Annotated in this window: 20 protein-coding genes and 1 rRNA gene; 8 read left to right on the plus strand and 13 right to left on the minus strand. The window is 63.8% G+C overall.

Annotated features, from left to right (window positions below; genetic code table 11):
- Together AUR64_RS00005 and AUR64_RS00010 are read right to left on the minus strand one after the other, a co-directional pair.
- Nucleotides 1-147 (minus strand): 16S ribosomal RNA (locus AUR64_RS00005); the annotation flags it as partial.
- Nucleotides 148-941: 794 nt separating this feature from the next.
- Nucleotides 942-1250: a non-histone chromosomal MC1 family protein gene (locus tag AUR64_RS00010; protein ID WP_058579900.1), complete on the minus strand. Its 309-nt coding sequence runs from the start codon at nt 1248-1250 to the stop codon at nt 942-944.
- A gap of 270 nt (nt 1251-1520) precedes the next feature.
- Between AUR64_RS00010 and AUR64_RS00015 the strand changes: the two genes are divergently transcribed.
- Together AUR64_RS00015 and AUR64_RS00020 are read left to right on the plus strand one after the other, a co-directional pair.
- Complete coding sequence (locus tag AUR64_RS00015) at nt 1521-1718, plus strand: AbrB/MazE/SpoVT family DNA-binding domain-containing protein (protein ID WP_058579901.1); 198 nt, start codon at nt 1521-1523, stop codon at nt 1716-1718.
- Between the two features lie 81 nt (nt 1719-1799).
- On the plus strand, nt 1800-2855 hold the full coding sequence (locus tag AUR64_RS00020; protein WP_058579902.1) for a quinone-dependent dihydroorotate dehydrogenase: 1056 nt from the start codon (nt 1800-1802) through the stop codon (nt 2853-2855).
- A 90-nt stretch (nt 2856-2945) separates the two neighbouring features.
- Here AUR64_RS00020 and AUR64_RS00025 read toward each other — a convergent pair whose 3' ends face one another.
- Complete coding sequence (locus AUR64_RS00025; protein ID WP_058579903.1) at nt 2946-5534, minus strand: valine--tRNA ligase; 2589 nt, start codon at nt 5532-5534, stop codon at nt 2946-2948.
- Nucleotides 5535-5718: 184 nt separating this feature from the next.
- Between AUR64_RS00025 and AUR64_RS00030 the strand changes: the two genes are divergently transcribed.
- On the plus strand, nt 5719-6168 hold the full coding sequence (locus AUR64_RS00030) for a pyridoxamine 5'-phosphate oxidase family protein (protein ID WP_058579904.1): 450 nt from the start codon (nt 5719-5721) through the stop codon (nt 6166-6168).
- A gap of 32 nt (nt 6169-6200) precedes the next feature.
- Here the strand turns inward: AUR64_RS00030 and AUR64_RS00035 are convergent, their stop codons facing one another.
- A complete protein-coding gene (locus AUR64_RS00035) occupies nt 6201-7457 on the minus strand; it encodes a trans-sulfuration enzyme family protein (RefSeq protein WP_058579972.1) in 1257 nt (418 codons plus the stop codon).
- A gap of 240 nt (nt 7458-7697) precedes the next feature.
- Here AUR64_RS00035 and AUR64_RS00040 point away from each other — a divergent pair, with 240 nt between their 5' ends.
- On the plus strand, nt 7698-8183 hold the full coding sequence (locus AUR64_RS00040) for a protein-tyrosine phosphatase family protein (protein WP_058579905.1): 486 nt from the start codon (nt 7698-7700) through the stop codon (nt 8181-8183).
- A gap of 9 nt (nt 8184-8192) precedes the next feature.
- On the opposite strand, the gene AUR64_RS00045 is transcribed toward AUR64_RS00040, so the two are convergent.
- The 5 genes from AUR64_RS00045 to AUR64_RS00065 form a co-directional block, all read right to left on the minus strand.
- Nucleotides 8193-8594 carry an SHOCT domain-containing protein gene (locus AUR64_RS00045; RefSeq protein ID WP_058579906.1) on the minus strand — a complete coding sequence of 134 codons (402 nt, stop codon included), beginning with the start codon at nt 8592-8594 and terminating at the stop codon, nt 8193-8195.
- 70 nt (nt 8595-8664) lie between these two features.
- Nucleotides 8665-10389: a phenylalanine--tRNA ligase subunit beta gene (pheT, locus tag AUR64_RS00050; RefSeq protein ID WP_058579907.1), complete on the minus strand. Its 1725-nt coding sequence runs from the start codon at nt 10387-10389 to the stop codon at nt 8665-8667.
- Entirely contained in the window at nt 10389-11891 is a 1503-nt protein-coding gene (gene pheS / locus AUR64_RS00055) for a phenylalanine--tRNA ligase subunit alpha (protein ID WP_058579908.1), read from the minus strand. Before pheS ends, pheT begins: the two co-directional genes overlap by 1 nt.
- 322 nt (nt 11892-12213) lie before the next feature.
- Nucleotides 12214-12783, minus strand: a complete 570-nt coding sequence (locus AUR64_RS00060) for a hypothetical protein (protein WP_155120392.1) — start codon at nt 12781-12783, stop codon at nt 12214-12216.
- A 48-nt stretch (nt 12784-12831) separates the two neighbouring features.
- Nucleotides 12832-13992 carry an NAD(P)/FAD-dependent oxidoreductase gene (locus AUR64_RS00065; RefSeq protein ID WP_058579910.1) on the minus strand — a complete coding sequence of 387 codons (1161 nt, stop codon included), beginning with the start codon at nt 13990-13992 and terminating at the stop codon, nt 12832-12834.
- 104 nt (nt 13993-14096) lie between these two features.
- Between AUR64_RS00065 and AUR64_RS00070 the strand changes: the two genes are divergently transcribed.
- Nucleotides 14097-15095, plus strand: coding sequence for an ornithine cyclodeaminase family protein (locus tag AUR64_RS00070; protein WP_058579911.1), 999 nt, complete (start codon nt 14097-14099; stop codon nt 15093-15095).
- Nucleotides 15096-15113: 18 nt separating this feature from the next.
- Here the strand turns inward: AUR64_RS00070 and AUR64_RS00075 are convergent, their stop codons facing one another.
- The 3 genes from AUR64_RS00075 to AUR64_RS00085 all read right to left on the minus strand — a co-directional run bounded on the left by AUR64_RS00075 (nt 15114) and on the right by AUR64_RS00085 (nt 18790).
- Entirely contained in the window at nt 15114-16742 is a 1629-nt protein-coding gene (locus AUR64_RS00075; protein ID WP_058579973.1) for a tryptophan--tRNA ligase, read from the minus strand.
- Between the two features lie 104 nt (nt 16743-16846).
- Entirely contained in the window at nt 16847-17902 is a 1056-nt protein-coding gene (endA, locus tag AUR64_RS00080) for a tRNA-intron lyase (protein ID WP_058579912.1), read from the minus strand.
- Nucleotides 17903-18043: 141 nt separating this feature from the next.
- Nucleotides 18044-18790: a topoisomerase DNA-binding C4 zinc finger domain-containing protein gene (locus AUR64_RS00085; protein WP_058579913.1), complete on the minus strand. Its 747-nt coding sequence runs from the start codon at nt 18788-18790 to the stop codon at nt 18044-18046.
- Between the two features lie 119 nt (nt 18791-18909).
- Here AUR64_RS00085 and AUR64_RS00090 point away from each other — a divergent pair, with 119 nt between their 5' ends.
- Genes AUR64_RS00090 through AUR64_RS00100 form a run of 3 tightly spaced genes read left to right on the plus strand, consistent with a single transcriptional unit; the run spans nt 18910 to nt 21458 of the window.
- Nucleotides 18910-19953 carry an ABC transporter ATP-binding protein gene (locus AUR64_RS00090; RefSeq protein WP_058579914.1) on the plus strand — a complete coding sequence of 348 codons (1044 nt, stop codon included), beginning with the start codon at nt 18910-18912 and terminating at the stop codon, nt 19951-19953.
- Nucleotides 19946-20821, plus strand: a complete 876-nt coding sequence (locus AUR64_RS00095) for an ABC transporter permease subunit (RefSeq protein WP_082230494.1) — start codon at nt 19946-19948, stop codon at nt 20819-20821. The genes AUR64_RS00090 and AUR64_RS00095 overlap by 8 nt, the downstream gene beginning before the upstream one ends.
- A 37-nt stretch (nt 20822-20858) precedes the next feature.
- Entirely contained in the window at nt 20859-21458 is a 600-nt protein-coding gene (locus AUR64_RS00100) for a TetR/AcrR family transcriptional regulator (RefSeq protein WP_058579915.1), read from the plus strand.
- Between the two features lie 62 nt (nt 21459-21520).
- On the opposite strand, the gene AUR64_RS20995 is transcribed toward AUR64_RS00100, so the two are convergent.
- Nucleotides 21521-22816: a PGF-CTERM sorting domain-containing protein gene (locus tag AUR64_RS20995; protein ID WP_058579916.1), complete on the minus strand. Its 1296-nt coding sequence runs from the start codon at nt 22814-22816 to the stop codon at nt 21521-21523.
- Nucleotides 22817-23007 lie beyond the last annotated feature (191 nt).

Below are 23007 nucleotides of genomic sequence, written 5' to 3' on the forward strand. Positions count from 1 at the left end.
TTAGCCTCAGTTTCCCGAGGTTATCGTTCTCTGTAGGGTAGTTTGGCCACGTGTTACTGAGCTATCCGCTACGAGTCTAAGCTCGTACAACTAGCATGGCTAAATCGGACCCCGATAGCAATGACCTCCGGCAGGATCAACCGGAATGTTCCTGACCCTGGTGGGTCAGGGGGTGGCGGGATTTGCTCTCTGACGAGAGCGAATCACCGTTGTGTAAGTATTGCATGGTCCGAGTTCGGTGACGGGACCGTCGGTCGGTCGGGTGTCACCGAACTACGTTGGCTCACATCAGATTCCGTCGTGTACGGCGGACCGCAGGGGCGGAATCCTCATTTCCTTCGGACCTGAACCAATGTGATTCGGGGGTATAAACCCATCGAACCTCGTTGGCGGTCCACGATTGATGGCCGGTTTGAACGACCTCGCAATCGCATCGTGTCTTTGTCTTTCCGCATTACCTCCGAATGCCCTGATACACTTAAGGGCATCGGATGCCGGTCGTCGCCAAATCGATATCCGGCGGCGACCTCGCGTACTTCGACGAAAACACCCTTAGTATATAAGGGCGTCGTCTCGGGATTGCCACAGGGTTCGTGCAGGGCACGACTTCGGGGCAACCCCGGTCACCCCGTCACGGGGCGACCTTCGCATTATCAGCAATGGCAGGGTTACATAAAAGGCCGTCGAACCGAAGGCTCCCCGTCATGCGGTTTCACACCGTGAGAGAGTCGTCGACACGCGACAGTGTAGAACAGAGTACGGACTCGACGAAGACGCGGCTCGAGGAAGTAGTGTGTCGCACGGCAGGAGGTCGACCGGTCATCCCACGCGTTGCGCGTGTGGTCTAGTCGAGTGTTAGCCGCGCGTCTGTCTCTCCGAGTACGCGCTAAAAAATCCTGTCGGAGAACAGCGGCGGCAAAAGATGTCCAGACGACGAACTCCTACTCTTCGATGTGTTCGATACCCTTCTTCGAGACGTTCGCCTCCGTGATGTCGTCGGGCATCCAGTCGGGTTTGTTGTCGGGGGCCGTCTCGTTCCACGCCCACCCGTCGTAGATGTGGACCTTGTCGGTCCCCTTCTCTCGGAGGCGAAGCTCTGTCCGGTCGGCGTTCTCCTCGGAATTGCCGGGTTCGAGCCGTCTCGCGGCCTTCAGCGCCGCTTGTCGGGGAGTATTCCCCGAAAACACACTCGACTCCGTTCCACTCGTATCTCGAAGCGCGAAATTGCGCTTACCGTCTTCACGTACCATGGTTTTCTGCTCTCCATGGCAATCGAACACACGGTCTGATATAAATATATCGGCTAAATGAGCACTATCCGACGAAACCGTTAAATATTATCGTCGTGGCTGCTGGCGATTAGGAGACGAGGAACCGTCGCCGACGCTGGGCGGCCGTCGCCCGGATTTCGTCTTGAATTTCGTGATTTCGTCTCTTTTTCTCTCCGCCCGCGCGCACGCGGAGCGCGGTGAGACAACACTTATGTATATCCTACAGCGAAGTTCGAGTAGACAACCGCGATGGTTCGGAAAAAGAAGCTCAGCCCGAGTGGCGCCAAAGACGAAAACGGCGAATACCACAACGTACACGTAAACCTCCACGAAGACGAACTCGCGGTCGCTGGTCTCGATATCGGTGACGAAGTGTTCGTCCGTGTCCGCGACAACAAGATTATCATCCAAAAAGCCGACCCGGACGAAGTAGAACACGACTTCTGAACGCGTCCGTTTCTCGATAATCCTACTCCGCCAGCGACGCGTCCGGCGGATTAATGCCGGCACGTCGGGTGCGTACACACGATGCGACTGTACGACGCGACGAAACCCGCGCTGTTCGCGCTACCCCCCGAGACGATTCACCGAACGACTCACCGACTGCTCCGCGCCGTACAGCACACCACAGTCGAGGATGCGCTCGCACGACGCTACGTTGTCGACGACGCCCGTCTCCACGTCGAGCGGTTCGGACAGACGTTTCAGAACCCCGTCGGCGTCGCCGCCGGGTTCGACAAGAACGCCGAGATTCCTTCAGTGCTCGCCGCCCTCGGCTTCGGCCACGTCGAAGTCGGCGGCGTCACCGCCGAGCGTCAACCCGGCAACCCCCGTCCACGGATGTTCCGTCTCCCCGAGGACGGCGCCATCATCAACCGGATGGGCTTCAACAACCACGGAGCCGACGCGGTGGGTGACCGACTCGACACCGAAGAACTGCCCGACGTTCCCGTCGGCATCAACATCGGCAAGTCGAAGTCCACGCCGCTGGCCGAGGCGGCCGACGACTACCGTTACACCTACGAACGCGTCGCCGACGCGGGCGACTACTTCGTCGTCAACGTCTCCAGTCCGAACACGCCGGGACTCCGCGAACTCCAGAACCGCGAGTCCTTAGAGCGTATCCTCGGAGCGCTCAGAGACGCCGGTGCCGCCCCATTGCTCGTGAAGTTCTCGCCGGACCTCCCCGAACCGGCTATCGAAGATGCGCTCGCCGTCGTCGACGACCTCGAACTCGACGGCGTCGTCGCCACGAACACGACGACCGAACGCCCCGCCTCGCTCAGAAACCCGAACCAAGCGGAGAGAGGTGGCCTCTCGGGCAAACCCATCGAGAACCGCGCGACGAAGACGATACGGTTCGTCGCCCGTCGGACCGACGTCCCGATAATCGGTGTCGGCGGTGTCTCCGATGCCGAAGGAGCCTACGAGAAGATTCGCGCGGGCGCGAGCCTCGTCCAGTTGTACACGGGTCTCGTCTACGAAGGTCCGAGCGTTGCCCGCGACATCAACGAAGGAGTACTCGCCCTGCTGGAGCGAGACGGGTTCGACAGCGTCGAAGACGCGGTCGGCGTCGACCTCTGAGAACGTCGACCGATAGAAGCAGTCCGCACACGCGGGCGACGCCCGCGTGAAGTTCACCGACTGACCACCCGTTCTGCAGTGAGCGTCGGCTCAGTTCTGGACGATGACGATAGCGTCGTCGGCTTCGAGCATCTCGCCTTCGCCGGTGTAGCGACGTTCGCGGTCCACCTCGAACATCTCCGAGTCGAGTTCGATGCCCGCGACCGAGAGCGAATCGTCGCCGAGTTCGTACTCGTCCGCTTCGAGACCGGCCTCGATTTCGGGCACTTGGCTGCCGTACTCGGGACCGACGACGGAGTAGTCGAGGTCGATGCCCGTCACGACCGACTCGATTTCGGGTTCTTCGTCCAGCATCGTCAGCGAGTCGACGTGCATCACGCGCTGGATGTCCGCCTCGAACCCGGCGACGTTGCCGTACACCTCGACGGTGTCGATAGCGGCGTTCAGCGACAACTGCGCGTCGCTCTTGTACTTACGAAGTGCGCCGACGACGGCCATCGCCGTCTCGCCGGCCTCGTGGTCGGCGTCCAACCCGAGCGGTTCGGGCCAGTCGGTGTTGTGGATGCTCGTCTCGTCGTACAGTTCGCGCCACAGTTCCTCGGTGATGTGCGCGAGGAACGGCGCAAACAGTTTGAGGAAGCGACGGTGCGCCGTCTGCAGCGTGTACGCCGCCGACTCATCGTCGCGTTCCTTGGCGATTTCGAGGTAGTCGTCACAGAACGTGTGCCAGAAGAAACTCCGGAGGTGGTCCCGCGCCTTCGAGAACTCCCGAGCTTCGAGTTTCTCAGTGACGAAGCGGATGGTGTCGTCCATCTCCGCGAGCAACCAGCGGTCGATAGCTTTCAGGTCCGGTTGGTCGAGTCGCTCGTCGGGGGTGAGGCTGTCGACGAGTTTCGACGCGTTCCAGAGCTTGCGGAGCAACTTCTCGCCAGCGACGATGCCTTTCTCGTTGTACGGCAGGTCGTCGCCGACGGCGCTGCCCGCGGCCCAGTAGCGCGCGGCGTCGACGGGGTACTTCTCCAACACCTCGTCGGGCGAGACGATGTTGCCCAGCGATTTGGACATCTTCACGCGGTTCTCGTCGAGCACCATCCCGTTTATCATCACCGAGTCGAACGGCACCTCGCCGGTGTGCTCGTAGCACTTCACGACGGTGTGGAACAGCCAAAACGAGATGATGTCGTGGCCCTGCGGGCGCACGTCGAACGGGTAGATTTCGGGGTGCTCCATCCCGTACTCTTCGCTCTCTGCATCCCAGTCCCACCCGGCGTTGATGAGCGGCGTCAGCGAGGACGTGGCCCACGTGTCGAACACGTCGTCTTCGGCGACGAACTCGTCGTGGCCACACTCCGAGCAGGCGTCGACCGGCGGGTCGTCCGACAGCGGGTCGACCGGCAGGTTCTCCTTGTCGGCGATGACCTCGTGGTCACACTCCGCACAGTACCAGACCGGGAACGGAATCCCAGACGAACGCTGTCGGGAGATAGACCAGTCCCACTGGAGACCCTCAATCCAGTTCTTATATCGAGTAAACATCTTCTCGGGGAACCACTCCATCTGGCGGCCCGCCTCCAGATACTCGTCGGTTTTGTCGAGCAGTTTGATGTACCACTGCTCGGTGACCAGGAACTCGACGCTCGTCCCGCAGCGCTCGTGGACGTTCACCACGTGGGTGATGGCGCGCCGGTCCAAGAGGTAGCCCGCGTCGTCGAGGTCCGAGACGATGGCCTCGCGGGCCTCGTCGCGGTCCAGTCCGGCGTACTCGTCGGCTTCCTCGGTCAGTGTCCCGGACTCGTCGATGGCGATGCGGAGGTCTAGGTCGTGTGCCTGATACCACTCGATGTCGTTTTGGTCACCGAACGTACAGCACATGACGATGCCCGACCCCGTTTCCATGTCGACGCGGTCGTCGGCGATAATCGGCACCGACTGGCCGAACAGCGGAATCGTCGCTTCTTCGCCCACCAGGTGTTGGTTATCGTCGTCGTCGGGGTGGACGAAGACGGCCACACACGCGGGAAGCAGTTCGGGTCGCGTCGTCGAGATGATAAAGGAGTCTTCCGAATCCGTGACCTCGAACTCGAGGTCGTGGAAGTGACTCGGCTGTTCGTCGTCTTCGGTCTCCACCTGCGAAATCGCCGTTTCACACTCGGGACACCAGATGGCGGGTGCGCGCTGGCGATACTCGCGGCCCTGCTCGTACAGTTCGATAAAGGAGAGTTGGGAAGCACGCTGGACCCGCGGTTCGATAGTCCGGTAGGTGTGGTCCCAGTCGATAGAGATACCGAGTGCCTGCATCTTCTCGGTGAACTCCGACTCGTACTCCGCGCAGACCTCGCGGCAGAGCTGTTGGAACTCGCGACGCTCGTAATCTTGGTGCTGGATGTCGAGTTCGCCTTCCGTGAGTCGCTCGGAGGCGATACCGTTGTCGTCGTAGCCGAACGGGAAGAAGACGTTCTCGCCGCGCATCCGCTCGAAGCGGGCGACGAAGTCCTGTAGCGTGAAGCCGTAAACGTGACCCCAGTGGAGACTCCCCGACACCGTCGGCGGCGGCGAGTCGATAGAGAAGACCGTATCCCCGTCTACCGCGGCGTCGTCGTAATCGTACGTGTTCTCGTCAACCCACCGCTCCTGCCACTTTCGTTCCGTGGCCTCCGGGTCGTAATCTCCACTGGGCATTCTCGGACGTGTCTACTCCCCGGACCGCTGTTAAACGCCTCGGTTACGGGACACCGGAGGCGGCGGCGAACGACAATGAAGCGAGGAGGCGGCGGCGACGTCGACAGCGACATCCTCACCGCGACCGCCAACACAGCCGAAAAGCGACCCGATACCTTTGTGCCGTCATGTCGTACCACGGTCTATGCAAGGTATTCGCTGGGTTCAACTGAGCACCGACGAACTGAACGCGTTTCTCGGCAGCGGGGGGACGGGCGTCATCTCCTTCGGTGAAGGGGTCGATAAGTCACCGTTCACGGTTCCGGTGTCCTACGGCTACGACGCCGAGACGGGCAACTTCTACTTCCGACTCTCGTTTCGGCCCGAGGGGACGAAAGAGAGCGTCGTCGACAGGCCCATCACGTTTGTCACACACGCGCAGACCGACGACAGGTGGCGAAGCGTCGTCGCCACCGGGACACTCGAAGACGTGACCGAGGCATCGTACGAGTCGAACGCCGTGCAGGGACTGTGGGCGGTCGAAATCCCAGAGGTAGACATCTTCGACCGACCGCCCGAGGAGATTACGTTCCGCGAGTACCGCCTCGACCCCGAGATGCTCACCGGTCGAAAAGAGGTCAAAGCCGGCGACTGAGCAAAAGCAAACCGAGAACGGAAGTGAGAGGGTCAGTCGTCGTCCGACATCGCCGCCGCGTCACTACTGGCCATCGAGTGCGACGCGAGCGCCGCGAATCCGGCCTCCAAATCCGAAATCAGGTCGTCGACGTGTTCGACGCCGACGGAGATGCGAATCAAGGAGTCAGAGATACCGAGTTCGTCACGTTCGGCCTGCGAGAGCGGCGAGTGCGTCATCGTCGCCGGATGCTCGACGAGCGACTCCACGCCGCCGAGGCTCACTGCCAGTGCGAACTCCGAGAGGTGGCCGAGGAACGCGGCCGTCCCGTCGAGGTCGGTGTCCAGTTCCACCGAGAGTACGCCACCGTAACCGGACATCTGTCGCTCGGCCAGTTCGTGTTGCGGGTGGCTCTCCAATCCGGGGTAGTGAACCGCCCGCACGCGGTCGTGGTCCTCGAAGAACCGCGCGACTTCCATCGCGTTCTCGTTGTGCTGGCGCATCCGCAACGGGAGCGTCTTCATTCCCCGGAGCACGAGATACGAGTCGAACGGCGAGAGCATGTTGCCCATGCCGACGCGCTGGAGGAACGCAATCTCCTCGGACAAGTTCGGACAGTCGGTGATGGCCGCCCCGCCGAGCGAGTCGCTGTGGCCGTTGAGATACTTGGTTGTGCTGTGGACCACGACATCAGCGCCGAGTTCGAGCGGGTTCTGACACGCCGGACTGAGGAACGTGTTGTCGACGCCGAGCAGCGCGTCGTGGTCGCGCGCAACCTCGGCGATGGCTTCGATGTCACAGAGTCGAAGCAGCGGGTTGGTCGGCGTCTCCATCCAGACCAAGGAGGTCTCCTCGCGCATCGCGTCGGCGACGGCGTCGACCTCACGGGCGTCGACGAACGACACGTCGACGTGGAGACGCTCTTCGAACAGTCGGGTGAGCATCGTGCGCGTCCCGCCGTAGAGGTCGTCGAAAGCGACGACGTGGTCGCCGGGTTCGACGGCGGCCATCACCGTGGCGACGATAGCGGCCGTTCCGGAGGCGAAGGCAAATCCGTGTTCGCCGCCTTCGAGCGCCGCGAGTCGATGTTCGAGCGCGTTTCGCGTCGGATTCGAGAGCCGTGAGTAGAGGAACTGGCCCTCGTCGGGGTCCAAGTCTTCGAGACCGACGTCGGGGTTGATGTCGGAGACTTCGTACGTCGAACTCAGGTGGAGGGGAACGACGACGTCCTCGACGCCGTCGGCGGGTCGCTGGCCGCGTTCGCCGTAGGTCACGGACAGAGTCTCGAACTGTTTTTCGTGAGGATTCATGACGTATCGTCCTGCGACAATCAGCCACATATATCCACCGGAGCCTGAGATTCCCAAGAAGAATAACGGAGAATCAGATATTCGTTCGAGTTATTTGTATTCAGTCAGAGAGAATCGAGACCGGAGCCAGTGACAGTTGCTGCAAAAGGGAGTGTGTGAGGAATGAAGCGAGTCGGGTCGAAGCAAGCCGGAAGTCCAGTTGGCGAACCCTGAAGCACAGCGGGCGAATACACGTCGAAAGTGGCTCCAGACGACCTCTCCGAGGGCAAGCAGTCGGAAGCGCCCGTAGTCCGGCCGTTCGGCTACGTCGAAGACGAGGCGGTCGTCCGGCGCATCGGCGACCGGAAACTGTACCTCGGGAACGTCCACGCGGCAAACCCGGAGCGACACGACCACGAGTTCCACGCAGTCCTCTCAGTAACTGACGAAGAACATCCGCTCACGACACACCATCGCCCGCTCGTCGACGGATACGACGCAGAGTGGTCGTCGTTCGAGGGCGCACTCGACACCGCTCGGCAACTGTATCGAACCGACCGGCCGACGCTGATTCACTGCAAAGCCGGCATCTCGCGGAGCAGCACGGTCGTCGCTGCGACGCTCGCAATCGAAGAGAGTCGGTCGCTTGCCGACTCGTTCGCGGTGGTTCGGCAGGCGCGGCCGCACGCCGTGTCGCACCCGAGACTCCGCGAGTTGGCGGTCGTCTATCTCGCCGCGCGACGGTGAGCGTCGTCGCTACTGTTCGGTTTCTCGCTGTACGTACTCGCGTGACTCCTCCAGCGTCTCGGTGTTCAAAAGCAGCTGTAACTTCCGTTCGAACTGTTCGTCGGAGAGTTCGCCGCTGACGTACCGTTGTCGAAGTCGGGTTAGTTCCTGCGTGGGGTTCGACCGCGTGCCGTCGTACTCGGGTCGGGCGGGACCCGACGCAACGAGGTCCGCGAGAAATTGGCTCCACGTGCGGAAGTTCGCCAGTAGAAGCGCGAGTATCAACCCGGCAGGCACGAAAAAGAGCAGTCCAGACGTGATAGGCGAGATGGACCCGGAGAGAAGCGCAAATCCGACCGCGAGACAGAGGCCAACGAACGTCCCGACGAGGCCGATTTCGGCGGGCGTCTGCGATTCCGGGTCGAGAACCATTGCTGTCACTTCGGTAATCAAATGAGATAGATAAGTGTACTCACTGCGAAAAAAGAAAAGCTGAGCGTCCTTACTCCAGCGCCGACAACTCGAACTCGAACGCCACGACGGGCAGTTCGAGGTCGTGTCCGACCAACACTTCGGGGAGAATCTCGCCGACGACACCCACGTTTTCGCCGTCGACGACGACGGCAGCGGTCCGTCCGTCGATGAACGACGGATGCTCAGTAGCAGGAGTCTCCAACTCGACGCCGAAGTCGCCACAGAGCGCCTGCAGTTTGGCTTTCGCGTCCTCGTACGTCGCGTCGTAGCGCGCGAGTACGCCCGCGACGCGGTGACTCTCGGCGACGCCGGTGTTCTCCTCAGTGTCCTCGTGGGCGACGAAGCCGACTTCCGAGAGGTCCTGCGGGTAGGCGCGGTGGGTGTTGTTCTCCAAGACGGTCATCAGCGACGGCAGCGCCCACGTCCGCAGCATCGTGTAGTCTTCGCTGTACGGTTCGACGATGCGGACCGGCGGCGTCGCGCCGAGGACGGTGTCGGCGTCGCTCTCGGATTCAGGCGCCACGGACATCCCATCGTAGTTCATCGCCTCGTCGGTCATGTGGAAGTTCAGCATGTCCTCGAAGCCGAGGCCGACGAGTCGCTCGCGCACCGCGCGTTCGAGGTCCGACCGGTCGTGGCGGCCGCCGACGGTTCCCACGTCGGGGTAGCGCGGTTCGAGCGTGTTGAACCCGTAAGCGCGACCCACGTCGTCGACGAGGTCCACCGGATGCAGCACGTCGACGCGGTACGGCGGAATCTCCACGTCGTAGCTCATCTCGTCGCCGAGGTTGGTGGTGGCGTCCAGTCCGGAGCGCTCGAACAGGTCGACGACTTCCTCGAACTCCAACTCGGCGCCCAGCAGCGTCTCGATACGGTCGTGTCCTACCTCCTTCGTGTCCACGTCGAAATCCGGGCGGACGAGCGTCCCTTCCGGTGTCTCGACTTCGACTTCCTCGACGGTCCCGCCGCGCGCCGACAGCGCGTAGCAGATGATGTTGCACATCTTGTCGATGGTCCACTGGTCGGTTCCGGTCAGTTCGACGAACAAATCGGTCGAGTCCTCGTCGACTTCCGTCCGGCGACCGTTGATGACCGGCGGGAACGAGAACAGTCCGAGTTCGTCGTAGATGGCGGGGTAGCGCTCGTAGTCGGCGACGACATCGGCGTACTTCTCGCCAGTCGGATGCTGTTCGAGCACCTCGCCGGGCGTCAGTTCGGCGTCCGAATCGAGCGGAACGAACCGCTCGCCGTCGGGGTCGACGCCACGGTACGTGATGGAGTTGCCGCCGCCCTCGCCCAAATCCTCGCCTTTCAGCATCACGAGGTCGTGGATGCCGATAGCGCCTTTGACGCGCTTTCGGCCCATCGTCGCGTGGAGTTTCTCCTGCAACTGGATGAGCGAGTCGAGTGTCTCCTCGTCCATGTTGACGCCGCGGACGACAGCGCCCGTGACGTACGGTCGCTGCTCGGGGACGGACTCCTCAACGTCGATGGTCCAATCGGGCGAGTTCAGTTGCGGGACGTACACGCCTCGGTCGTCGCCGTACTGGTAGCGAAGCGACCGGGCGACGCCTTCGACCGAGAGACGGTCGAGGCGGTCCGGGCCGAACTCGAACTGAAGAAGACCGTCCTCGGTTTCGCCCTCGTATTCGAGGCCGAGCGCGAAGAGGTCCTCCTTGAGTTCTTCGTCGGATTTCTCGTCGTGGCCGGTCAACTGGCGAAGTTCGTCGGTGTCTACGTCTACGACTGGCATTAGCGAATCACCTCCGCGTTCCGCAGGAAGTCGAGGTCGGCGAGCGTTCCGTGTAGGTCCCGGATGTCTTCGGCACCGGTGACGAGCATGGCGAGCCGTTCGAGTGCGAGGCCCCACGCCATCACGTCGCAGTCGACGCCCAACGGTTCGAGAACCTCGGGGCGGAACATTCCCGAGTTGCCGATTTCGATGAGTTCACCCGTCGTCGGGTGACGACCGAACAGTTCGAAACTCGGCTCCGTGTACGGGTTGTAATGTGGTTTGAACTGGATATCCGTGATGCCGAACTGGCGGTAGAACTCCTCGAACGTCCCCATCAGGTCGCGCACCGAGAGGTCCTCGGCCATCACCCACCCCTCGATTTGGAAGAACTCCAGAAGATGGGTCGCGTCGAGGGTGTCGTTGCGGTACACCTTCTCGACGGAGAAGTACCGCTGTGGAGGCTCCAACTCGCCCTCGGCGAATCCCGAGAGATAGCGCATCGACAGCGACGTGGTGTGACCGCGCAGGTCGATTTCTCGTGCGACATTCTCGGTCCACGGCGAGTGGTAGCCGTCGCCGTCGTCGCCGACACCCTCGCGGTGTGCGGATTCAACGCGGTCGAGGAGGTCTTCGGGAATCTCCTCCATCGGCGGAACGTCCAGCGCGAACTGGTCCCAGTGGGTGCGCGCCGGGTGGTCCTGTGGCATGAACAGGCAGTCGTTAATCCAGAACTCCGAGTCGGCGTGTGGACCCTCCATCTCCTGAAAGCCCATGCCGACGAGCGTGTCCTTCACTCGCTCTGCGGTTTGGCGAAGGACGTGAACTTTCCCGCCGCGTTCCTCGGGGGCGTCGGCTTCGACGTTGTACTCGGTGAACTCCACGTCGCGCCACTCGCCCGAAGTGAGGAGTTCCGGAGTGAGTCGGTCGACCGTCTCGGCGACTTCGACGCCTTCCATCATCGCGGTGACGCCGTCGTCGGTGAGCGAAATCGAGCGAACCGTCGATTCAGTTCGATTGACGAGTCCGCGACGGTCGAGTTCCTCCAGCACCTGCTCGTCGTCGACCGCTTCGCCGTCCGCGAGCGCGGCGAGTGCCGCTGCCTCGTCGTCGGCGTCGGGGTCCGCGTCCGCGTCGACGACCAACTCGCCGCTGTCGATGCGGCCGTAGCCCTTCCGCGCGAAGTTCGACAGCGCGATGTCGACTTCGGGGCCTGCCAGTTCCGACGCACCGATGACTTGGCCCATCGGGACCGCGTCGGCGTCGCCGCCAGCATCGACGGCGGCGCGGTAGAGACGAACCTCGGGGAGACCCGCCTCGATGTACTGTTCACCCTCCTCGGTGAGCGTCGTCGTCGTCTCGGTCCGTTCCTCGATAGCGACGAGGCCGTCGTCGCGGAGGTCGAACGCCGCTCGCGTCACCGTCTCCGGTTTGAGTCCTGTCTCGTCGGCGAGTTCGCCGACGGTCTGTTCGTCCGTGCTCGCGGCTTCCAACACCGCGACCTGTGATTCCGGGAGTCGCATACTGATTGCTGATTGTCGTTGACACCGTTTGCCCGCTTGTTAGCAGTTCCGAACGCTCGTCGCCCGCGGCGGTCGTCGATGGCCGGCGAGTGGCCACCGGACGACCGGACAGTCGGACGACCGGCCGACCCGAGCGGTTTCGTCGCCGCCGACGCCCTCGCGTCGGTGGAGAGTCCGCCGCTCTCAGGCGGCCGCAAAGAAGAAGCCGAACCCGCCGCTGTCGGTCGATTTTGTTGTCTGACTTGCGCCGATGGGTTCGGTGCGCATACCCCTTCGTTTCCGATGCGCGGGCAAAACGGTTCCGAACACGTGCGATTACGTCTCACGCTCGGCGCTGGTGCCGCCAACCGGCGACGGCTCCGAGCGGAAGCGTGAGCCACCACGTGAGTACGAGGCCGTAGCCGGCGGCGACGACACCGGCCCACGCTCCGCGGGGCGTCCCCTCGACGAGTTCGGCGAGACTCCACTGGTCGAAGAACAACGCGGAGTTGACGTTCTCGACGAAGATTACGACGACTCCAGCGACCGAGACGCCGAAACCCGCGAGGACGTAGCTGCCGAGAACAGTGACGACGCCGGCGACTGCACCTCGTCTCGCCGACGCCGCCGCGGGAACGAATCGTCGCCACGTGACGACCCCGACGAGAAACGCCGCGGGTGTGACGAAGACCGCGGCGACGACGCCGAGAAGCGGGAAGAGAAATTGGAGAGCCGTGTTTCGGACCTGTGGGTCCGTCTGGACGTAGTCGAGAACCGAGACGGCCCCGGAGAGGACGACGAATACGGCGACAGCGGCGAATGCCGCACCAGCCATCGCGTATCCGGCAGCCATCGAGGCCGAGCGCTCTCGGAGATGGGTTCGGAGGAGAGCAGTTCGAGGGAGGGGCGCCATATCGACCGATTCTCTCGACAGGATATAAACACACGACTCCTCGCAGACTCAGGCGACGTTTCGCTCCTCGATGGCCTCGCCCGCCTCGAACCGCGACGACGACAACGCCGACACGTCGACGTGGGAGGCCTCGCCGTCGAGACAGAGTTCCGCGACGACGCGACCCGTTGCGGGCGCGTGCTGAAATCCGTGCCCCGAGAAGCCAGCAGCCGTGACGACGCCGGGCGCGCTCTCCTCGACGATGGCGTGGTTGTCGGGAGTCACCGCGTACAGTCCGGCCCACCCGCGGACGATTCGGGTCTCGGGGCCGAAGTAGTCGGCGCAGTCGGCGGCGCGTTCGACGGCCGTCACCGCCCAGTCGAGGTCCATCGACTCGGAGAACCGGTCCGGGTCCACGTCCGAATCCTTCTCGTCGAACTGGCCGCCGACGAGCGCCTGTCCGTCGCGTTCGGGGCGGAAGTACGACCCCGTGTCGAGGTCGATGGTGAGCGGTTCGGACTCGGCGAGTGTCGACTCTGGCTCGACGACCGTAACTTGGCGACGCCGCGGCGAGATGGGGAGGTCGAGGTCGACCATCGCGCCGACGCGGGCCGCCCACGCGCCGGCGGCGTTCACGACGAAGTCGGCTTCGAGCGTCTCACTCGGCGTCTCGACGCGGAACCGCGGAGATTCGCCATCGGAACCGATTCGGTCGATTTCTTCGACCGGTGTCTTCGTCCGTACGTCGACACCCGTTTCTCGGGCGGCGGTGGCGTACCCCTGCAGCGCGAGATACGGGTCGGCGAAGCCGTCGAGCGGCGAGTAGGTGGCTGCGACGAACTGCTCGCTTCTGACGTGGGGCCACCGCTTTCTCAGTTCCTCTGGTGAGAGCAGCTCGCTTTCTCCGCCACACGCTCGCTGCATCGTCACTTGGTCGCCGAACGCGGCGGCGGTGTCGTCCTCGCGGGCCAAGAAGAGATAGCCCGGCCGGTTGTAGGCGATGTCGACGCCGAAACGCTCCTCGAACGACTCCCAGACGGGTAGACTCGCAAGCGAGAGTTCGACGTTCACCCGCGTGGAGAACTGCGTTCGAATCCCGCCGGCAGCGCGGGCGGTGCTGCCGCCGCCGAGAGTTCCCGCTTCACAGACGGTGACCGCCGCGCCGCGTTCGGCGAGCGCGTGCGCACAGGAGAGACCGACGATTCCGCCCCCGACGACGACTACGTGCATGGCATGCGCATCGGTGGCGTGACACAAGCGTGTTTCGACCGGCGGTCGTCGGCGCATGTCTCCGACCACGAAACGTTCACCTGTCTTCCGTGTGGACTGCTGGCATGACCAGACGTACGATTCGCGTTCTCTCCGACGACGATGTCTCTCGCCTGCTCTCGCTCTCGGAACTCCTCCCAGTCGTCGAAACGGCGTTCGTCAAACAGGGTCGCGGCGAAGTGGAGCGTCCGCCGCGTCCACACTTCCCTGTCGGCACCGACGAATCGGAAGCGAATCCGGCTGGAACCGCGTTAACGATGCCCGCGTACCTCCACGGCTCGGACACCTACGCGACGAAACTCGCGGCGGTCCACGGCGGCAACGCGGAGCGAGGGTTGCCGACCGTCAACGCTCAAATCGCGCTGACGGACGCGAATACGGGGTTGCCGCTGTCGTACATGGCCGGGACGCGCATCACGAACGCCCGAACCGGCTGTATCGGCGGCCTCTCGGCGAAACATCTCGCGGCGGGCGAGAGCGTACGACTCGGCGTCGTCGGCGCGGGCACCCAAGCGCGCTGGCAGACGCGCGCTATCGCGGCGGCGACGAATCTCGAATCCGTCCGAATCTACTCGCCGAGCGACTCCCGCAAGGAGTGCGCAGCGGACCTGCGAGACGACGACGAACTCGCCGGTGTGGACGTGCAAGCGGTGGAGACGCCCGAGGCAGCCGTCTCGGACGCGAGCGTCGTGGTCACCGCGACGACGAGCGAGGAGCCGGTTTTTCGGGGGTCGGCGCTCGATTCTGGGACGCTCGTCGTTGCCGTCGGCGCGTACACCTCGGAGATGCGCGAACTCGACTCGGAGACGATGACGCGAGCGTCACAGATTTTCGCAGACGTTCCCGAGGAGGCGGCGGAGACGGGCGACGTCGCCGACGCGGGACTCACGGAGGCTGCCCTCACACCGCTGTCGGACGCCTTCGAGGGAAAATCGGGACGCGAGAGCGACGACGAGATACTGGTCGTCGCAAGCGTCGGCACTGCGGTGCTGGATGCGGCGACGGCCGCGCACGTGTACGAAACAGCGGAGGACGAGGGTGTGGGAGAGGAAATCGGATTCTGAGCGGACGCGGCGACCGACTCAGTGCTCGCCGCCGGGACCCCGTCGCTTCGAGTCGAGGTCGATGTCCAACGAGTCCAAGAGTTCCTCGGCTTCCTCGCGTTTCTCTTGGTGGTCTTCGAGGAACTCGCGCATCAACTCGGCGGCCTGTTCCTTGCAGCCACCGCAGAGACGTTCGCCGCCGACGCACTCGTCGTACACCTCCTTCGCAAATTCGTCGTCGTCACCCGAGAGCAGGTAGGCGTACAGTTCGTAGACGGGACACTTGTCGGCCTCGCCGCCGAGTTCGCGCTGGAGGTCGGCCGTCTCGCGGCCGCCGGTCGTCGCCGACCGGACCTTGTCGTAGCCCTCTTGGGGGTCGTCGAGCAGGCTGATGTGACTCGCCGGAATCGACGAGGACATCTTCCCGCCGGTGAGTCCCGTCATGAACCGGTGGTAGATAGAGGATGGCGGCAAGAATCCGTAGCCACCGTTCTCTATTTCGACCTGTCGAGCGAGTTCTTCGGCTTCTTCGGCGCTGAGTTCGAACGTGTCGACGTGTTCGTCGAAGACGCGTTTCTCGCCGTCGATAGCTTCGACGAGCGCATCGAACGCTTCCTCCGTCGCGTTACGGTCGAGAAACCGGACGCGGGGGCGAAGCGGTTCCATTCCCGCCTCGTCGAGTTTCGCGCGTGCGGAGGCGACGACGTCGGAGGCGGCAACGACGCCGAGTTCGTCGAGCGTCTCGGGCGTCGCGTCGTCGAGATAGTCGGCGACGTGGACGCATCGGAGGTCGTGGTCGTCGAACTCGTCGGGGTCCAGATGTTCGTAGCAGGCGGCGACCAGTTCCTTCTCGGCATCGTCGAGTTCGAAGCTCGCGTACGCCTCCGTGACGCCGAAGAATCGCATCCGCGAGGCGAGGTCACGGGCGAGGCGGACGTGAGGGTCCTGGTCGGGACCGACGGGGATGACCGTCGGCTTCGGATTCTCCAACTGTGGGTAGAGGATGTCGGCCATCTGGGTGACGACCGACTGCATGTGCGAGACGCTCGTCTCGCCGCCGAAGCCGTAGATAGCCTCGAACTCCGAGAAGTTGGCTTTCGAGCCGAGTTCGAAGGCGAGGTCCTGCAGTTCGCGGTTGTCGGACTGCCGGTAGAGTTCACCGTCTTCGGCGTCGAAGCCGAGGGCGATGAGCGACAGCAGGTAGTCGCGGGCGTGTTCGTCGATTTCGCCCCACGAGAGGCCGCGGGCCGAATGGGCTTCGAGGTCGGCGATGAGGCCGTAGGCGTCGCCGCCCTGCTGTTGGTGCCAGATTATCTCGTCGAAGACGAGTTTGTGGCCGATATGGGGGTCGCCGGTCGGCATGAACCCCGACAAGACGGCGAAGTCGTCGCCGTTGCGCATCGCGTCGGCCACCGGCCGATAATCGCGGTGGCCGAAGATGACGCCGCGGCGCATCAGGTAGTGGGGGTTAGGCACTTCGTCGAGCAGTTCGTCGAACTCCTCGATACCGAACTCCTCGAACAGTTTTCGATAATCGGAGACGGTCGACGAACCCCACGGGTCGAGCGCAACGTCGTCTGCTCCGGCGGTATCGGTCTCTGCTTCGCCTCCATCCGTTCGTACTCGGCCGTCGTCGGTTCGCACTCTCGTCTCGGATGCCTCGGGCATCTCGGGCGTCTCCGTCGTCTCGGGGTCGGTGTCGTGTGTCATGGAAATGGAACTCGTGAATTTCGGTCGCAGTCGGTCACCGTCGGCGAAATCGACGTGCGGAACTACGGCGTCAGCCGACCGACCGAAAGCCAGTCTATGCCTTCGTTGGCGTCGGTTAGCGCAAAAACCATTCGTTTCCGGACCCCGCCGGCGAGGCGAACGTCCAAAGAGAGGTCCCGCGGCGCGAACGAGTGGTCCGGTTGGACGACGCGGACGAGCGTCTCGGAGTGGCCGAGGTCCTCGACGGAGTCGACGCTCGCGTACGTCCGGAAGTCCGCACCGAACTTGAAGCCAGTTTTGGGAACGACGTTGCGCTCGCGCAGGGCGTCGTAGACGCGGAGTCGGCGGTCGAACCGCTCGCCTTCGACCGCGCGGCCGCGTTCGACGACGGCGGCGTGGTCGTCGTCGGTGCCGAACAAAAGCGCGCCGTCGGCGACGAGCGACGCCGATTCGAGCAGCGACAGTTGGACAACTCCCTCGATATCCGCGTCACGGCCCGAGAGCGGCTGGCCGTAGAAGCCGGACTCGAAGAGGTCTTCGGGTGCGTTCCAACAGACCGCCCGGTCGTCGAGGAGGTCACCCTCCAGATTCGTCGGTGGGTCGTACGCCGTCTCGCCGTCGTAACTGTACTCGCTCGCCTCCAGATACGTCAGTTCGCTCTCCTCGTCGACGACGGCGAAGACGTAGCCCGCCATCTCGGTGGCGGAGACGGACGCACGTTCGCCGACGACGCGGACGCAGTGTTCGACGACGCCGTCGTCGGCATCTTTGCCGCGCGGAAAGACGACGAAGTCGCAGTCGGCAGCGTTCGCGGTGTCGGCGTCGACCCACGGTTCGCGGGCGGGCAGGAGGTAGAACCCGCGTTCGCGGAGGTCGGCGTAGACGAGGAACTGCAGTGCAAACCGTGGTTCGGCGTCGGTCGTCGAAACGAAGAAGTCGCGGAACCCGTCGCCGTCGACGCTGTCGAGGTCACCTCGGTAGAGGAGGTGTGCGGCTTCGACGGGCGCGAGGTCGATTTCGTTGCCTTCAACCGGCGCTCCGTAGCCGCGTGCATCGTGAAACTGCTGGCGGGCGTTCCCGCCGACACGGACGGCGTCGTCGCGTGCGTGGCCATGCATACGCTATGGGGCGCGGAGGGACGACATAGTTTCTGCGGTCGCACACCGACGCTCGCATACGATTACCGACCACTGTTTGCAGTCAGTTGCCAACAATCGTGTAGGACCGACTGTCGACCGTCGTCGACGTTTGCCCCTCGGTCACTCCGAGTGAAACGCGTCGCAAGTACCGTCGAGACAGCGTCGGCCGCGCGCCGTCTCGAAAATCGGGAGGCCACAGTCGCAGTCGTCGACGACGACGCCCGCTGGAATCGTGAACGCGGTGTCACAGGCGGGGTAGCCGTCACAGCCTGCGAGAAGCGGGCCGCCACCCGCCCGTCGAACTCTAAGGTCCGACCCGCAGTCCGGACAGGTCCACTCACGGTCGAACGCTTCGCGCACGAGGTCGTCGAGCGACTCACAGGAGTAGTCGATACAGCACTCGAAGACCCGGCCGCGTTCGACGCGCATCAGCGGCAGGCCGCAGTCGTCGCACGTCTCGTCGAGGACCGCCGCACCTGCGGGTAGCGAGTACGACGCCTCACAGTCGAGACACCGAACGTCGCCGCCGGTTCGGACGAGCGCGCCGCCGCAGTCGGGGCAGTCGCCGACCGGAACGCCCGCCGACGTGGCGGGGTAACTCGCGTGTCCGGTCGCCGCGTTCGAGACGACGCGGAGCGTCTGGTCGGTGGTTCGGGCGGTGACGGCGAATCCGGAGTCGTCGGCTTCGACGGTGACCGAGTCGGCGCGGGTGAGCCACGCCACCGGTTGATAGCCGTCGGCGTCGTGGACGAGCACCGTGCCGTCGGGTTTCACGACCACGACGACGTGCCCCCGCTGGGTCTGCTCGCGTGCGCCCTCGAACGTCGTGGTACAGTCGCCGGCGAAGAGTCGTATCTCCTCGGACATACGCCGGGGTGGTCCCGTCATCGGATTTGAACGCTCGGCCCTCCACGCCGAGTTCACCATCTCAAAACTGTGAAAACGAATCATTCATCTATTCATAGAGTGTAGTCGGAGTGATAGCTATGCCAGCCATCGAACTACGCGGCCTGACGAAGCGGTACGGGAGTCGGCGGCGACTTCCGGGACGCGGGCGACGCAGGAAGCGAGAAGGGGACAAAGAGGAGACAGGCGGAACGCTCGCCGTCGACGACCTCTCGTTCAGCGTCGAATCCGGAGAGGTGTTCGGCTACCTCGGGCCGAACGGGGCCGGGAAGACGACCACCATCCGGACGCTACTGGGCTTTCTGTCGCCCACTTCGGGGTCGGCGTCGGTGTTGGGTGCGGATGTGAGCGACGAGACGGCGCTCTTGGACGTCAAACGTCGAATCGGCTACCTGCCGAGCGAAGTCGAGTACGACCCCGGCGCGACCGGACGCGAAATCATCGACTACCACGCGGCGCTGAAAGGCGACGTTCGCAGCGACGAACTCCTCGAACTGTTCGACGCGCCCGTCGACCGTCGCGTTTCGGAGTACTCGACGGGCAACAAGCGCAAACTCGGCCTCGTGCTGGCGTTCATGCACGACCCCGAACTCGTCGTGATGGACGAACCGACCTCGGGGTTGGACCCGCTGATGCAGGAGCGCTTCTACGACTTCCTCGCCGACGAGAAGACGCGCGGCGTCACCGTGTTCTTCTCCTCGCACGTGCTCGCGGAGGTTCGCCGCGTCTGCGACCGAGTCGGCATCCTCCGCGAGGGACGACTCGTCGCGCTCGAAGACGTGGAGACGCTCCTCGACCGCAGCGGCAAACGCGTCAGAGTCCGAACCCTCGACCCGCTCGGCGCGGGCGACTTTGCAGTCGACGGCGTCCACGACCGAGAGCAGTACGGCGAGGCGGAACTGGCGTTCACCTTCACCGGCGAGTACGACGCGCTCGTTTCGGAACTCAGCCGTCATTCGGTCGTCGACATCGACGTCCGCGAAGCGCCGCTCGAAGACGTGTTCATGCGTTTCTACGGCGACATCGACCCCGATACCGACACCAGCGCTGATGCGCTGGCGGACGAATCGGCCGATGCCCGCAGTCCGCAGACTGCGACGACCGGAGGTGACCTCGATGGCTGAGTCGGTCGGCGACTCCGAGCGAGGCGTGGCCACGGGCGAACGACCGGCAGGCAAACAATCTGCGAGCGGGAACCGCCTTCTCGCGGTCGTCCGCTACGAAGCGGGGCGGAAAGTTCGCGGGAGTCTCGCGCTCTCGGCGCTTCTGACCGTGCTGACTGTGATGTACGTCGGTCTCTACCCCTCCATCACCGCGTCGGGCGTCGACCTCGATGCTTACATCCAGTCGCTGCCGCCGGCGTTTCAGGAGGCGTTCGGCGTGTCGACGCTCAGCACCATCGAGGGCTTTCTCGCCGTCGAACTGTACCAGTTCGCGTGGGTGCTGCTTCTCGGCGTCTACTTCGCCTACAGCGCGGCGTCGCTCGTCGCCGACGACGTCGAACACGACCGGATGGACCTGCTGCTGTCGACGCCGACGCCGCGCGGCACCGTCGTCGTCGGGAAGTTCCTCTCGATGCTCGTGCCGATTGTCGTCGTCAACGCCGTCGTTTTCGTGGCCGTACTCGTCTCGACGACGCTCATCGACGAACCCGTCGCACTGGTGGACCTGTTGGCCGCACACGCACTGTCGATACCGTATCTGCTCGCCTGCTCGGCGCTCGGACTGCTGCTGTCGGTGACGCTGGATAGGGCAAGTATCGCCCAGCGCGGCGCTATCGGCGTCGTGTTCGGTCTCTTCCTCTTGGAGACGGTCACCGCCAACACCGACTTCGAGTGGGTCGGTGCGCTCGCACCGACGCGGTACTACGACCCGACGGCGGTGCTCGTCGACGGCGAGTACGGCCTCGTCGGTGCGACGATACTGTTCGGAGCGACGGTCGTTCTCGTCGCCGTGGCGCGGGCGTGGTTCCAGCGGAGGGACCTCGCGTGAGTTCGAGGAGAGAAGAAAACGGGGCGGGGGCGACGCGATGAGGGGCTTCACCGACGCCGAGCGCGAACGAATCGAGCGGGAACTCGTCGACGTCGGCCGTGAACTGTTCGCGCAGTACGGCCTCTCGAAGACGACCATCGCCGACCTCACGGAGCCGGTCGGTGTCGCGCCGAGCACGTTCTACCAGTTCTTCGACTCGAAAGAAGCACTCTACCTGCACATCCTCGAAGGCGAGGGAGAACGACTCGTCGCCAGACTCCACGAGTCGCTCGCGGACGTCGACGACGCCGAAACCGGGATTCGGACGCTGCTCGACGTCGTCATGGGAGAACTGGAGACGAACCCGCTGATTCGAGCGCTCGTGAGCGCGGACGAACTCGGTCACCTGCAGTCGCAGTTCACCGACGCCGAGGCCGCCGACGCCCGCGCGCAGAAGACGGCGTTACTGGAGTCGTTTCTCGACCAGTGGGAGGAAACCGGCCTGTTAGCAGACGAAGGTCCGAGCGTCGTCGCCGACGTACTCCGCGCGGCGACGTTCGTGACGCTGTACCGCGAGGAGTTCGACGACTACGGCCGCGTCCGCGACGCTCTCGTCGACGTCGTCGCCGTCGGCGTCACTGCCGACCGAAGCGACTGAGAGGCACAAACGGACGGTTTCACGTTCGTACTCGCACCCGCGTTCACGCTCACTGGCAGGTCTCACCTGCGGCGCAACGCCCCGGCGACCACCAAGAGCGCAGCGAGTGCAACACCGACACCGAATCCGGGGACCGGGGTCGAACTGGAGTCGTCGCCGTCGAGGTTACCGTTCGGAATCTGCTTGCCGGTGACGGTGACCGTCGCCGACTGCTCGTCGGCCCGGGCAGTGTGGGTGCCGGTTGCGAGAATCGTTCGGGTGAACTGGACCGTCGCGGTACCGTTCGCCGGAACGGTCACCGTCTGTACGTCGGCGACTTCCCCGAACATCCACAGTCGAACGGTGTAGTTGGCGGCCTCGTCCTGCGTGTTGGTCACCGTCGCCGTGAGCGTCACCGGCGACCCGGTCGGAACGGTCGACCGGTTCGGCGAGAGGTCCGTCACCGCGATGGTTCCGGGTGGGAGTCCACTCACCTCAGTCGTCGTTGTCGTCTGTGACTCTGTCTCCGTTGTGTCACTGTTTCCTCCGGTCGTCGGGTCGTCGGTCTCCGTGGGTGTCGAATCCGGTGTCTCAGTGGGAGTGTCGGTCGGCGTCGAAGTTGGAGTGTCGGTCGGTGTCGACGTCGGAGCGTCTGTCGGCGTCGACGTCGGAGTGTCTGTCGGCGTCGACGTCGGTGTCTCGGTCGGTGTCGACGTCGGTGTCTCGGTGGGGGTGTCCGTCGGTGTGGAGGTCGCTGTCTCTACAGGGGTGCTCTCGGATTCCGTCTCGTCCTCGGACTCCGACACGGCTGAGTCGGATTTGTCGGATTCGTCGTCGCTATCCGGGTTTCCAGCGTCTTCCGGCGGCCCATTACCCCCGTTTCCAGCATCCTCCGGTGGACCGTTCCCTTCGTCGCCGGCACCCTCTGGTGGCCCGTTACCTTCGCCAGCGTCCTCCGGTGGGCCACCAGTCCCGTCGGCCTCCCCATCGCCGTCGTCTTCTTCGCCTTCTTCGTCGCCGTTTTCACTGTCGCCATCATCGTCGTCATCCTCGTCTTCGCCGCCCTCGCCCTCGTCGTCTTCGTCGTCTTCGTCGTCTTCGTCATAACCCTCGGCGTCATCGTCTTCGTCGCCCTCCTCATCGCTCTCGCCTTCGTCATCTTCGTCTTCACTGTCGCCATCATCGTCTTCCTCCTCTTCCTCCTCTTCCTCCTCGTCCTCTTCGTCCTCTTCGTCGTCTTCTTCCTCGTCACCGACCTGCTGGAACGTCGGGCCGTCCGTGTCGGAGACGGTCGCGGCCGTCGACACTGCGGGTGAGAGCGAGACGGTCAGACAGAGCAGCACGACGAGACAGACCGTTTTGAGACGTGTTCGTGTCATAGGTGGGGGAACGCGGTGGCTCGGTACGGGTCGCCGTACCGGCCGGTCGTCGACTGCCGGACCCACCGCCGGAGCGGGCTTTGTTATGGGCATCCCCACACCGTTTCTTCGACACTGATATGCTACGGAGAGCGCTTCTTTCCGCCCTTTACGGGTTTTCAGCAGCCGAATTATAAATGAGAAATACTGTC

The organism is Haloprofundus marisrubri, assembly GCF_001469955.1.
Taxonomy (GTDB): domain Archaea; phylum Halobacteriota; class Halobacteria; order Halobacteriales; family Haloferacaceae; genus Haloprofundus; species Haloprofundus marisrubri.

Excerpts from the sequence above, each read along its gene's own strand:
- AUR64_RS00030 (WP_058579904.1), top strand. The coding sequence starts at position 5,719 with ATGCAAGGTATTCGCTGGGTTCAACTGAGCACCGACGAACTGAACGCG.
- AUR64_RS00015 (WP_058579901.1), top strand. The coding sequence starts at position 1,521 with ATGGTTCGGAAAAAGAAGCTCAGCCCGAGTGGCGCCAAAGACGAAAAC.
- AUR64_RS00085 (WP_058579913.1), bottom strand. The coding sequence starts at position 18,790 with ATGTCCGAGGAGATACGACTCTTCGCCGGCGACTGTACCACGACGTTC.
- AUR64_RS00065 (WP_058579910.1), bottom strand. The coding sequence starts at position 13,992 with ATGCACGTAGTCGTCGTCGGGGGCGGAATCGTCGGTCTCTCCTGTGCG.
- AUR64_RS00090 (WP_058579914.1), top strand. The coding sequence starts at position 18,910 with ATGCCAGCCATCGAACTACGCGGCCTGACGAAGCGGTACGGGAGTCGG.
- AUR64_RS00095 (WP_082230494.1), top strand. The coding sequence starts at position 19,946 with ATGGCTGAGTCGGTCGGCGACTCCGAGCGAGGCGTGGCCACGGGCGAA.
- AUR64_RS00070 (WP_058579911.1), top strand. The coding sequence starts at position 14,097 with ATGACCAGACGTACGATTCGCGTTCTCTCCGACGACGATGTCTCTCGC.
- AUR64_RS00010 (WP_058579900.1), bottom strand. The coding sequence starts at position 1,250 with ATGGTACGTGAAGACGGTAAGCGCAATTTCGCGCTTCGAGATACGAGT.
- AUR64_RS00035 (WP_058579972.1), bottom strand. The coding sequence starts at position 7,457 with ATGAATCCTCACGAAAAACAGTTCGAGACTCTGTCCGTGACCTACGGC.
- AUR64_RS20995 (WP_058579916.1), bottom strand. The coding sequence starts at position 22,816 with ATGACACGAACACGTCTCAAAACGGTCTGTCTCGTCGTGCTGCTCTGT.
- AUR64_RS00020 (WP_058579902.1), top strand. The coding sequence starts at position 1,800 with ATGCGACTGTACGACGCGACGAAACCCGCGCTGTTCGCGCTACCCCCC.
- AUR64_RS00100 (WP_058579915.1), top strand. The coding sequence starts at position 20,859 with ATGAGGGGCTTCACCGACGCCGAGCGCGAACGAATCGAGCGGGAACTC.
- AUR64_RS00060 (WP_155120392.1), bottom strand. The coding sequence starts at position 12,783 with ATGGCGCCCCTCCCTCGAACTGCTCTCCTCCGAACCCATCTCCGAGAG.
- pheS (WP_058579908.1), bottom strand. The coding sequence starts at position 11,891 with ATGCGACTCCCGGAATCACAGGTCGCGGTGTTGGAAGCCGCGAGCACG.
- AUR64_RS00025 (WP_058579903.1), bottom strand. The coding sequence starts at position 5,534 with ATGCCCAGTGGAGATTACGACCCGGAGGCCACGGAACGAAAGTGGCAG.
- AUR64_RS00045 (WP_058579906.1), bottom strand. The coding sequence starts at position 8,594 with ATGGTTCTCGACCCGGAATCGCAGACGCCCGCCGAAATCGGCCTCGTC.
- endA (WP_058579912.1), bottom strand. The coding sequence starts at position 17,902 with ATGCATGGCCACGCACGCGACGACGCCGTCCGTGTCGGCGGGAACGCC.
- AUR64_RS00075 (WP_058579973.1), bottom strand. The coding sequence starts at position 16,742 with ATGCCCGAGGCATCCGAGACGAGAGTGCGAACCGACGACGGCCGAGTA.
- pheT (WP_058579907.1), bottom strand. The coding sequence starts at position 10,389 with ATGCCAGTCGTAGACGTAGACACCGACGAACTTCGCCAGTTGACCGGC.